Source organism: Clostridium sp. BJN0013, from assembly GCF_040939125.1.
In the GTDB taxonomy this organism is placed as follows: Bacteria; Bacillota; Clostridia; order Clostridiales; family Clostridiaceae; genus Clostridium_B.
Window position 1 is genome coordinate 819,033 of sequence record NZ_CP162495.1, and the last position, 11,659, is coordinate 830,691.

Below are 11,659 nucleotides of genomic sequence, written 5' to 3' on the forward strand. Positions count from 1 at the left end.
TTTTACTAAGAATATGCTCAGATTTTTTATTTACTTTCTCAAACAATCAGGTTCTTCTGTTTGATAAAATCCCCAATAACATGCTGAGGCAGAAACTGTAAAAGCCATTAATGTACATATTAATACGCATAAGGATAAAAATATTTTTATAAATTTACTTTTCATTATTATAGACTCCTTCCAGTTATAAATTTTAAAGTAAAAGTAACTTTTTCAAAGGTTATTGTACATATTTTGGTTAAGGTAATAGACTGCCATAAAATACCTAGAATAATGCTGTAGATAATTTTCAAGTAACAAAGTTTAAAGGTAATTTTATAAATTATAGATAAGATTGCTATAATTATTGAAAATATCATTAATGTAATAATAGAATTTTTTTTGAATTTTTTTTTCATATTTAAATCTGTAATGGGTTTTTTAATGCTGTCTATAGGGGCTTTTAGAATAACTATTATAAATGAAGCTGTTATGAAAAATATACCCATAGCTGTAGTGTTTATAAGAGAGAGACTGTAAGGAAATTTATCAATTACAAGTCCTGCAGCAGAGGATAAAACAGTACCTATTATAATACATCTATTGGGAGAAGAAGCATGTACACCCCCAGAATATTTTCTTAAAATGCTTGCTGCAGTGGAAAATATAAGAGCTTCATAAAGTACTCCTAAAATAAATCCTGCAATTATAATCCATAAAATAGAAAATACAGTCTGCAGCAGATTAATTGCACCATATACTATAATTTGTTCTCTATTTTTGTCTATATTTAAAAGTATTTTAGCTTTTTTCCCTAAAGAAACTGCCAGTTTTTCAGTCAGATACATTTTTTAGCTTTTCTCTCCTTTTTAATATATAATGGAGGATAATAATTACTAAAAATAAAATTACTAGTGAAGGAATACCAAGTAGGCACTTTTTTAGGGGATTAATATTATTAATATTAATATTTGTATTTATATTAAAAAAGTTTAATATAAATATACTTAGAAATTCACTTGATGAAAGTATTAAGGACATAATTAATGTACCATATATGGAAGCAATTATAGGTATTCCTGCAATTACCATGATAATTATAGTTAAAATAATTATTATTATGGTATGAACTCCAAAATATATAGGAAGATTTCTTACAGAAAATACAGCTAGTCCTGTTATAATACTTAAAAATATGTATTTTTTTACACTAAAAGATTTTTTAGCTAATGTAGCTATTCCCCAAATTACCAAAAACATTTCAGGAATAAGTCTTAAAAAAATTTCTATCCAGTGAAGTTTCAACATATATTAAAATCCCTTCTGAATTTTATAATTTTATTTAAACAAGTTATATATGTGAAAATTCTACATAAAAAGTAAAATTCCTTCTTAAAATATTAAAATAAATGAAATTTTTAATATTTTAACAAGAAAATTAAGTTTTTAATGGATTAATATGTTTATTTTTAAAATAATAAAGTATCAATACAAACAAAAATACCATAATAAGGGAAGGAATTCCCAGTAAACATTTTTTAATAGAAGCACTGATAGAATCTATGTATAGCAAAGTTGTTTTGATATGAAAAATATTTAGTATTAATATATTTAGAACTTCACTTGTACTGAGTATTAAAAGCATACAAAATGTGCCACAAATAGAAGAGGTTAAAGGAATGCCTTGAATAAACATAATACTTATTATTAAAATGATAAATATTAGTGTATGAATACCCCAATACATGGGAAGTCTTCTTATAAAAAAAATACAAAGACTCAGCAGGATACTTGAAATAATATAGTTTTTTATAGGAAGAAACTTTTCAGTTATTACACATATTCCTGCCAGCACTAAAAAACTTTCAGGAATACCTCTGAAAAAAATCTCTATCCAGTGAAGTTTAAGCATAATTGTTGTGTCCTTTCGTTATATTTTTAAGAATGTTATTTAAATTAAAATTAAGTTTTCAAAAAATTGGTATTATTATTTTTTAAAATGTCGAATTAGTATAATAAATAAAAACATTATAATAAGAGAAGGAATTCCAAGCAAACATTTTCTAATAGAACCCATAATGGAATCTATATATGTTAAATTTATTTCAATGTTAAATATACTTAGTATTAAAATATTTAAAAATTCACTGAAGGAAAGAATTAAGAACATGCTCAATGTCCCGTATGTGGAAGCAATTAATGGAATACCTTGAATAAACATAACACTTATTATTAAAATTATAGCAATCAATGTATGTATACCCCAATATATGGGGAGTTCTCTTATAAAAAAACTACAAAAGCTTAGTCCAACAGTTAATATAATATAATTTTTTAAATTAAAAGATGTTTTATTTATTACATATATACCCCAAATTATTAAAAGAGTTTCAGGAATAAGTCTTAAAAAAATTTCTATCCAGTGAAGTTTAAGCATAGTTGCTATATCCTTTCCCAAGTGAGCATGGAAGCATTTTGATATTAATCTACAATTTTCTACAAATTCTACATTTATTTCATCTTATATTCTATGTATAAATTCTACAAAAAAAAAAAAAATCCTTCTTAAAATTCTAGAGGAATTTAAATAAATATTAAAAATTCATATTTTGTACCAGAGTAATTTTCAAAATTGTATTTATATAGAAAATAATGACTTTTTGATTTCATGTTAATTTTATACATAACATTTAAAATATTCAAAAATATCCTTTTCAAATATTTATTTTTAATTGAATAAATGGTATAATTATTAGTAAACGTAAAGTTTTATTGCATTGTTCTGAAATAACAATTTTAAAAATGTTCTCTAAAAGATTAAATTTATTTTACTTATTGTCTAATTGTTTATATCCAAATGTCAAGTTAAATGTAGTTCTTGCAAAAAGTTCTATAATAGGATAACTATCAATATAATTATCAATATAGTTACAGTGTTTTATGAAATCAAGTGATTCTAAGGTTCAGCTGGAGTTTGCCCATGAGGAATGTTTTTCCATAAGAACCTTAGAAGAATTCATCCAGGGGCTCAGCAGTGCTTATTTCCCTTTTTGAAAAAAATGGGTGTCAGCAAAGTGGTAGCCTTCGGATAAAAATACAATTATTGATACGGAAATGGGTGTGAAAATATGAATAGTTTTAGTGAACAAGGTAGAATCAATGATAAATTATTGGATGATTCCTCAAAATTAGGTGTTTTTTGCGGCATGACCTTAGAAAAACAGGTTCAAAAACTTAAAAGCGACGTAAAGAGAAATACTGAACTTCTGAATGAAAGTCAAAAATTTAATAAAAATATTACAGAATTTATATCTGATATATCCCATGAGTTAAAGACACCCTTAAATGTTATTTTTGCTGCAATACAAGTACTGGCTGAATGCAAAAACTGTGAAGACCAGAAATGTATTGATAAGCAAGATGAGTATCTTAAAATAATGAAGGAAAACTGTTACAGGCTAATGAGGCTTATAAACAATTTATTGGATATAAGCAAACTGGATTCTGGGTTTATAAAATTAAACTGTCATAATGAAAATATTGTGAATATAGTTGAGGATATTACGTTATCTTTAGTGCCTTATGTAGAAAGTAAAGATATAGAATTAATTTTTGATACAAATGTAGAAGAGAAAATAATGGCTGTGGATTCAGATAAGATGGAGAGAATAATTTTGAATTTACTATCTAATGCAGTGAAATTTACTCCGCCAAAAGGAAAAATATATGTAAATGTTCAATGTGATGATGAAAATGTATATATTACGGTAAAAGACACTGGAATAGGTATACCAGAAGATAAACTGCAAATCATATTTGAAAGGTTTGGACAGGTAGGTAGCACTGCTGTAGAAAATAAAGGAAGTGGCATGGGTCTTTATCTGGCAAAATCTTTTGCCAAGCTTCATGAAGGGGAAATCACTGTAAAAAGCAGTATGGGTGAAGGCAGTGAATTTACCGTAAGACTCCCTATAAAAATTATTGAAGAAAATTATATAGATAAAATTGATCATAGAGACAATAAAGAAATTATGTGTAAAAATAAAATAGATCAGATCAATATGGAGTTTACAGATATGTATTTTAAAATTTAAATTTTACTATTGAAAAAGAGGCTTAAATCGGTAATACTATAAATGCTATAATGTTCTGGTAAAGAACGGAGTGATAACGTGGATAAGATAAAAGGAACAGGATGTAAAATACAGGTTCCCTTTAATGAGAGAAAACCATTAAAAGAAATAGAACACAGTATTACGAAAAGATATAGAAAACGCATATGGTCAAAATTTGTAAGGGCTATTAGTGAATTTAATCTGGTAGAAGAAGGAGACAGGGTGGCGGTAGCAGTATCTGGTGGTAAAGACAGCATGCTTATGGCTAAGTTATTTCAGGAATTAAAAAAGCATTGGAAGGTAAATTTTCATATGGAATTTATTGCTATGGATCCAGGTTATCATGAAAGCAACAGAAAACTTTTAATGGAAAACTGCAATTATTTAAATATTCCTCTACATATTTTTGAATCCCATATTTTTAATGTAATAGATAATATTGGAAAAGATTATCCCTGTTATATTTGTGCCAAAATGAGAAGAGGAGCACTGTACTCTAAGGCACAGCAGTTGGGGTGCAATAAACTTGCACTGGGACACCATTTCAATGATGTAATAGAAACAACTCTTCTAAACTTGTTTTATGGGGGAAGTTTTAAAACTATGCTGCCAAAGTTAAAATCTAAAAATTTTAAAAATATAGAACTTATAAGACCCCTTTATTTTGTAGAGGAAAGCAATATTGAAGCCTTTATGAAAAATGCAGGAATATCTCCCTTAAATTGTGGGTGTATAGTTGCAGCCAAAAGAACGAGCAGTAAACGATATGAGATTAAAGATATGATAAAAAAAATGAAAATTAATTTTAAAGATATAGACAAGTCAATTTTTCATGCGGCACAAAATGTGAACTTAGATGGGGTATTGGCTTGGAAGAAAGATGGACAGTTATATTCTTATTTGGAATTTTATAATAAAGAAAGAGAAAGTGCTGAAAATATATATAATAGAAGATAATTAATAGACCAGCAACAGATGCTGGTCTAAATGTTTTTTATGGACTAATCAAATATAACTACAAATTTTATAGAATATATGTCTGCCAGTTCTCTGCTATTTGTTTCTTCATTTCTAAGTATTATATAACTTATACCTACGCTTTCTAAAACACCAGTACGATCCTGAAGAGTTCCGGTACCCAGAAGGAAAGTTGCCCTTACTCTTTTTCCTATCTGTGTTCTTAAGTACCCTTGAGTGTAATTTATATCCTGATTTACAGGGGAGCCGGGAGCCATTTCAAAAGTAGAAGGTGGTGCAGGTGTAGGTGTAGGCGTGGTTTGTCTTAGATTATTATCTTTCAGTGTATCCTGTATAAATTCATCTTCTGATATTTCTTCACACATTTCCGGTGTAAATTCAGGAGTCATAGGCATAGTTCTAAAGTATTCAGGATAATTTGAAATCATTAAAATACCTCCATATTTATTATTAATTAATTAAGAGTTAAAGGTTAATAGTGCATTGTAAATTGTGAACTGTGCATTGTGCATTGTCTAAGTTTGTGCATAAAGTTCCGTTGGATTGTAAAAACAATGCTGCAGTATTTTTACCTGAAAAGAGCCTACGCCGTTAAATGGAAAAATCCAGGGGCAGGGGGCATAGGGGTTGAAATACCAGAGGGAATAACCTATATTAAATAGTCTGTTACCTGCCAGTGCCCAGTCGGCTATGTCATAATGTACTTGATCCGGAGGGTTCGCCCATATGGTCTGGGGATTAGTCACTCCCCTGATTTGTGAGCGCATGCAGTCAAACTGGCCTTCCTGATAAAGTATTCGTCTTATATCTCCCTGGCCTATTCTATGATATTCTCCATAAGGAACACGTACTCTATTCATAATGGTAGTTGCCACGGCCCTCATGCCAACGTCTCCTTCTCCGCCCGCTTCGCACTTTATAATTCTTGCCAGAAGTTCTCTATCTGAGAATGCCATAGATTTTCACCTCGTCAATTTTGCTTACAATATTATTTTATTTATAAGAACTTAAAAAGTTACAACTATTTCTATGATAAAAGAAAAAATTGGAATAAAGATCCGGTATAAAAATTGGATATTATCTATAAAAAAAATCAGTATTGTTATATAATAAAAATAATGTATATTTAATAATTAATTGGAGGAGAGGTAAACTGATGGTAAACAAGAAAAGATTTTTAAGTTCCGTACTAACTGCACTGGTTTTATCAGCAGCACTGGGAAGCGGCAGTGTGTGTGCAGCTGCAGTAAAGAGAACAGATGGAGGTGATGGGGGAAGAATAGGTACTGCAAATCAAGTGGCTTTAGATTTGTTCAACAAGTGCGATAATATAATATTGGTAAATGGATATGGCTATGCGGATGCAGTAAGTGCCACACCACTGGCAAAACAGCTTGACGCACCTATACTTCTGACTCATGGACAAACCTTAGAAACAGAAGTTGCTTCAACTATAAAAAGTTTAGGTGCCACTAAAGTATACATAGTAGGGGGTACAGGAGTAGTATCTGAAGATATAGAAAATACATTGGAGGACAGTTATGAAGTAGAACGTATAGCAGGAACTACTGATACCACCAGAATGGGAACTAATGCAGAAGTGGCTGAAAAAGTGCTTCAAATGAGCAATCAAAAAACTGCCATGCTGGTAAATGGACAAGACGGATATGCAGATTCTCTTTCCGTAGCTTCCATTGCAGCACAGAAGGGATATCCTGTATTATTTGCATCTACAAAAGAGGTAGCTCCTGTAGTCAAAGATATAATAACTTCAAAAAATCTAGAGATACAAGCTTTTGGAGGAGATGGGGTATTGCCTGAGTCTGTAGTAACTTCCGTAGGTGGAACCAAGGTAACCAGCAATACATCAGATAGATTTGAAACTAACCTGGCAGTACTAAATTATTTTAAAGAAAATGGTGGACTGGACTTTACCAATATATATGTAGCCGCAGGAGGAGCCGCCCAGGATCAATTTGCAGATGCACTGGTAGCATCAGCAGCTGCAGCTAAAACTGGTTCACCTCTTGTGCTCACAGGAGCAGGTGCAGGAAGTACCCAGGTAGCAAATGCCAATAGTTATATATTATCCAATGCAAAAGATGATTCCACTATAATAATAGTGGGTGGAACTTCCTCTGTTTCTTCAGAGGTAGAAGCAGTTCTTAAAAATAATGATGATTTAGAAATTATAGGCATTGAATAAAAGAGGATTTTTACAGGTTATGTAGAATAATATATCATTGACTTAAGTATAATTATATGTACTTTATTTTTTATGGGGTATATTTTAGGAATATATTTCTTCTACGGCCTTAAATTACTATTAATTAAGGTATGGAAAAATTAGAAATGTTGTTGTATAATTGGAACATAGAGTATAAATTCTAATTAATAAATTATTTATCATAGTATATAAACTGTAGAAATTATGGATTTATTATGCTATAATAAGGAATGAATTGTTAGAAATAACGTAAAAACGGTAGTTCTTTATAAAAATTGGTTTAGTTTTACATGTAATTGATAGCATATATTATAAATTACATAATATAATTATTTTTGTTTCATAAATGTTGACCAGGCAGTATAGGTATTAAATATATAAATTTAAAATTGTACATAGGTATGTGTTATATACTTATAGTACTTGGACATACATTTTAAGAAAGTATATATTTAAAAATATATATTATATATATTCAATAATCTTTTATTAAATAAAGAAAAAGAATTTTAATTAAAATTCACTTAATCGAGGAGGGTATTACAATATGAGTAAAAAGAGTACAAAGGCACTTGCAAGTGCTACACTTATGTCTTTAGTTTTAACTACAGCTTTATCAGCTGGTCCAGTTAAAGCAGCAGCAGGAGAAGTAACAAGGACAAGTGGTGCCGACAGATATGCAACAGCTGCCCAGGTTGCCAAGTCAAACTGGACAACTACTGATAATGTAGTATTAGTATCAGGAGAAGGGTATGCAGATTCAGTAAGTGCTTCTGCATTGGCTAAAAAATTGGACGCACCGATACTTTTAACTACACCAGATACACTTAGTTCAGATGCAGAAGGTGCAATAGAACAATTAAAACCAAAGAACATATATGTTATTGGTGGAAATGCATCAATTTCACAGAGCATAAGGAATAACTTAAAAACCGATTATAATTTGGTAGAGCTTGGTGGAGCCAACAGATATGAAACTAATGCAAAAGTAGCTGAAAAATTAGTTGAATTAGGTGTTAGTGCCAGCGATGTATTGGTAGTTGGAGGAGAAGGATTCTCAGATGCACTGTCAGTGGCACCGGTTGCAGCAGCAAAAGGACAGATATTATTACTTGCAAACAACAATGAAAGCTCAATTCAATCAGTTATTGATTTTGTAAAAGACAATAGTTCAAAGGTTACAGTGGTTGGAACTAAAAATGTTATAAATGATACTATCTACAATGCTCTTGGAGCTAGCACCAGAGTAGATGGAGGACAAGATAGATTTGAAACTAACTTAAATGTATTAAATGAATTTAAAGACAGTTTGAAAAATGACAAATTATATGTGGCAAATGCAAGTCCTGCTACACCAGATAACTTATATGCAGATGCTTTAGTTGCATCAGCATTAGCTGGAAAATATACTGCACCGCTTGTATTAGTTGATAAGGATAGTTCAGATGCAACAAAGAATGCTGTAGTGTATATTGGAGATACTGCTTCAAAAACTACTGATTTAAATGTAATAGGAGGAGAGGGAGTTGTTTCAAATTCTATAGTTGATGCAATTAATAAGGCTGTAAATCCAACTCCATCAGATGTTGATCCAGAAGTTTCATCTATAAGTGCTAATGGGTTAACTCAAATAAAAGTTGTGTTCAATCAGGAAGTTGATGAAGATACTGCTGAGGATGTAGCAAATTATGAGGTTGATGGAACCAAACTTACTGATGAGAAAGCAACTGCAAACTTGCAGGATGATAATAAAACTGTTTTAATAACTCTTGCCGAAAAACAAAAACAAAATGATGATGTTGATGTAACAGTTAAAAAAGGAATACTTACTGATGACAAGTCAGATACAGTTCCAGAATTCAGTCAGACTATAACATTTGAAGATACCACGGCTCCTACGCTTGAATCAGTAGAAGTTAGAGGAAATAATAAGTTGGATATTAAATTTTCTGAACCTGTAAAAGCAAAGGGTTCAACTGAAGCTGCTGCACTTAAATCAGTAATATCCAAACTTAAGATAAACGATAAGAATTTATCTTCATTTTCAGTTAATTATGATGCTGATGATGGTGAACTTAGGTATTCTTCTTTAGATAATGCAATTAAAGCAGATGATAGTGATGCTGATGAATATTATTGGACTGATGAAGTTGAATTATATTTTGATTCAGATCTTAGTAGTGGAAATAATACATTAAGTGTTTCTGATGCAGATGATGATGCTCTTGAAGATGCTGCAGGTTTTCCTGTTGCAGATACAAGTGAAAACTTTGATGTAGATGAGCTTAGTAGTGAACCTGAGATTACAAGCATAACAGCTGAAGATAGTGGAAAAGTATATATTAACTTTGACAGACCTATGGATGAAAAGACAGCTAAAAATAATAAATATTTCAAGATAAATAACGAAGAAATCGATAATGCCACAATTGAGCTTAAAAAAGATGATACTCAAATTAAAATAAGTGGTGTAAGCAGTTTATTAAATAAAAATTCCAATACCATATATATAGATGATAGTGTGGAAGATGCTTATGGAAATAATATACCAGATGACACTTATGAAACATTTACATTGGATGAGGATACTACAAAGCCTGATGTAAGTTCCGTTTATGCACTTGATGAAGACACTATAAGAGTAAAATTCAGTAAAGATGTAGATGCAACTTATGCAACTAATGTATCTAACTATACATTGGAAGATGGGGATGGACTTGATATCACTGATAATATACAGCCTATTAATGATAGTAGTAGTTCTTATCAAGAAAGCAATGGAATTACTATTCCAGGGAAAGGTTCCAGTTATGAAGTTAAAGATGGCGATACTACAGATGTAGTTGATTTACATGTAAGTGAAAATTTAACAGATTCTGAGTATACACTGACTATAAAAAATATTCAAGATACTGCTTCAACTCCAAATATAATGGATGATAAAGTTATTGTATTTGATGGCTCTGAAGATGTAAGTGCAACAGCGGAGGTTTATAAAGTTTCAGCTGATAAAGTTGTCTTTGTATTTAATAAAGCAATGGATGGGGGCACATTAAACGATACAGATAATTATGAATATGTAAATGAAAAAGGACAAACTAAGACCCTTCCAAGTAGTGCAGATATTGATGTAAGTGATGACAATAAGAGTGCAGTTATCGACTTAAGTGATACATCAATAGTTGCTGATGGGTCAAAATCTTCTGAGTATAATATAAAATCAATTTATGCAACTGGTGTTAAAGATGAAGATGGAAATTCTTTAAGTACTGGAAACAATGGAGGAACACTACAAGATTATGAAGGTAATACTACTGCTAAGAAAAACTCCTTAAAACTTTATTATGACGATGATGACTTAAAGGCTAAATTAAGCTTTACTATGCCTATAGATAGTAGTGCTTCAGATGAAAAAACTAACTTTGAATTAAACGGAGAAACACCAGATTCAGTTATTGTAGATGGAAGTGAGGTAACTCTTACATTCTATGAAAGTGATGATGATACAAGTGATAGTACTACAAAGATTAATAAGATTAAAGCTGTAGGTAACGGTGCTAAATTAACTATTTCAAATGTTAAGGATATATTGGGTGGAGATGTTACTGCTTCTTCAGTACCTATATACTCATATGATGCGGGTCCAAGGCTAATTACTGATAGAGATGGTAATGATATCGCTACCAATTGGGGTGAGAATGGAGAAGCAACTGCTAATGGTAATGAAGTAGATATAGCTGTTAAATTTGATACTCCAATTAGTAACAACAGTCTTAGTACTTCAGATTTTACATTTAGTATATCAGGTGCTACTGTAGATGCTAGTGATGTTAGTGCAGATGGAACATCAGTAGTATTTAAGTTCCAAGACGATGATCTACAGGATCTTAAAAAGGCAGTTGATAAATCATCAGGTGACAAAGTGAAAGTTAAAGTTACGCCTAAAGATTCTTCTAAAATTTCTACAGTTAAGGATGCATCCGGAGATTATGCATATTATGTGCCTACAGATGATGACAAAGACACTACTTATGTTTGGTTGACTAAAGAGGTTGTTAATGATGCGACTAGTGCAACTGATACAGCAGCAACTAATCAAACAGATGTTAATAATGAGATTTCAAAGGTAAATCCTTCATACACAACACCAGTAGGCACAGTTGATGTAGCAGCATATTTAAAAGAGCAAGTAACTACTGCCATTAATGATTCAGGAACTACAATTACTGTAGCTCAAAATACAGATGGTACTTATAAAGTTACTTTAACTAAAGGTGAGGCAACAGCTTCAAAAGATAACATTGCTGTTTCAGTAGCGACTGAATAATATTAGAGTCAGTTAACTTAAAATTGTAAATAA

10 protein-coding genes are annotated in these 11,659 nt (G+C 30.8%); 4 read left to right on the forward strand and 6 right to left on the reverse strand.

Annotated elements, in window-relative coordinates; translation table 11 throughout:
* Positions 1 to 30: 30 nt before the first annotated feature.
* From AB3K27_RS04345 to AB3K27_RS04360, 4 genes are all read right to left on the reverse strand, one after another.
* Positions 31 to 165: a cyclic lactone autoinducer peptide gene (locus tag AB3K27_RS04345; RefSeq protein WP_368490027.1), complete on the reverse strand. Its 135-nt coding sequence runs from the start codon at positions 163 to 165 to the stop codon at positions 31 to 33.
* Positions 166 to 167: 2 nt separating this feature from the next.
* Positions 168 to 827 (reverse strand): accessory gene regulator ArgB-like protein, encoded by a 660-nt coding sequence (locus AB3K27_RS04350; protein WP_368490028.1) that lies wholly within the window; start codon positions 825 to 827, stop codon positions 168 to 170.
* Entirely contained in the window at positions 814 to 1,287 is a 474-nt protein-coding gene (locus AB3K27_RS04355) for a hypothetical protein (protein ID WP_368490029.1), read from the reverse strand. Before AB3K27_RS04355 ends, AB3K27_RS04350 begins: the two co-directional genes overlap by 14 nt.
* Before the next feature lie 679 nt (positions 1,288 to 1,966).
* Entirely contained in the window at positions 1,967 to 2,416 is a 450-nt protein-coding gene (locus AB3K27_RS04360) for a hypothetical protein (protein WP_368490030.1), read from the reverse strand.
* A 691-nt stretch (positions 2,417 to 3,107) separates the two neighbouring features.
* On the opposite strand from AB3K27_RS04360, the gene AB3K27_RS04365 reads away from it, so the two are divergent.
* Both AB3K27_RS04365 and AB3K27_RS04370 read left to right on the forward strand, forming a co-directional pair.
* Positions 3,108 to 4,073, forward strand: coding sequence for a sensor histidine kinase (locus AB3K27_RS04365; protein WP_368490031.1), 966 nt, complete (start codon positions 3,108 to 3,110; stop codon positions 4,071 to 4,073).
* Positions 4,074 to 4,151: 78 nt separating this feature from the next.
* Positions 4,152 to 5,051, forward strand: a complete 900-nt coding sequence (locus tag AB3K27_RS04370; protein WP_368490032.1) for a tRNA 2-thiocytidine biosynthesis TtcA family protein — start codon at positions 4,152 to 4,154, stop codon at positions 5,049 to 5,051.
* Positions 5,052 to 5,095: 44 nt separating this feature from the next.
* On the opposite strand, the gene AB3K27_RS04375 is transcribed toward AB3K27_RS04370, so the two are convergent.
* Positions 5,096 to 5,500, reverse strand: coding sequence for a hypothetical protein (locus AB3K27_RS04375; protein ID WP_368490033.1), 405 nt, complete (start codon positions 5,498 to 5,500; stop codon positions 5,096 to 5,098).
* A gap of 87 nt (positions 5,501 to 5,587) precedes the next feature.
* On the reverse strand, positions 5,588 to 6,028 hold the full coding sequence (locus AB3K27_RS04380) for a cell wall hydrolase (protein ID WP_368490034.1): 441 nt from the start codon (positions 6,026 to 6,028) through the stop codon (positions 5,588 to 5,590).
* A gap of 200 nt (positions 6,029 to 6,228) precedes the next feature.
* Between AB3K27_RS04380 and AB3K27_RS04385 the strand changes: the two genes are divergently transcribed.
* Together AB3K27_RS04385 and AB3K27_RS04390 are read left to right on the forward strand one after the other, a co-directional pair.
* A complete protein-coding gene (locus tag AB3K27_RS04385) occupies positions 6,229 to 7,278 on the forward strand; it encodes a cell wall-binding repeat-containing protein (protein ID WP_368490035.1) in 1,050 nt (349 codons plus the stop codon).
* Positions 7,279 to 7,846: 568 nt separating this feature from the next.
* Positions 7,847 to 11,626, forward strand: coding sequence for a cell wall-binding repeat-containing protein (locus AB3K27_RS04390; protein WP_368490036.1), 3,780 nt, complete (start codon positions 7,847 to 7,849; stop codon positions 11,624 to 11,626).
* The last annotated feature ends 33 nt before the right edge of the window (positions 11,627 to 11,659 follow it).

Coding starts and splice junctions, on each gene's coding strand:
- AB3K27_RS04380 (WP_368490034.1), bottom strand. CDS start 6,028: ATGGCATTCTCAGATAGAGAACTTCTGGCAAGAATTATAAAGTGCGAA.
- AB3K27_RS04375 (WP_368490033.1), bottom strand. CDS start 5,500: ATGATTTCAAATTATCCTGAATACTTTAGAACTATGCCTATGACTCCT.
- AB3K27_RS04345 (WP_368490027.1), bottom strand. CDS start 165: ATGAAAAGTAAATTTATAAAAATATTTTTATCCTTATGCGTATTAATA.
- AB3K27_RS04365 (WP_368490031.1), top strand. CDS start 3,108: ATGAATAGTTTTAGTGAACAAGGTAGAATCAATGATAAATTATTGGAT.
- AB3K27_RS04350 (WP_368490028.1), bottom strand. CDS start 827: ATGTATCTGACTGAAAAACTGGCAGTTTCTTTAGGGAAAAAAGCTAAA.
- AB3K27_RS04355 (WP_368490029.1), bottom strand. CDS start 1,287: ATGTTGAAACTTCACTGGATAGAAATTTTTTTAAGACTTATTCCTGAA.
- AB3K27_RS04385 (WP_368490035.1), top strand. CDS start 6,229: ATGGTAAACAAGAAAAGATTTTTAAGTTCCGTACTAACTGCACTGGTT.
- AB3K27_RS04360 (WP_368490030.1), bottom strand. CDS start 2,416: ATGCTTAAACTTCACTGGATAGAAATTTTTTTAAGACTTATTCCTGAA.
- AB3K27_RS04390 (WP_368490036.1), top strand. CDS start 7,847: ATGAGTAAAAAGAGTACAAAGGCACTTGCAAGTGCTACACTTATGTCT.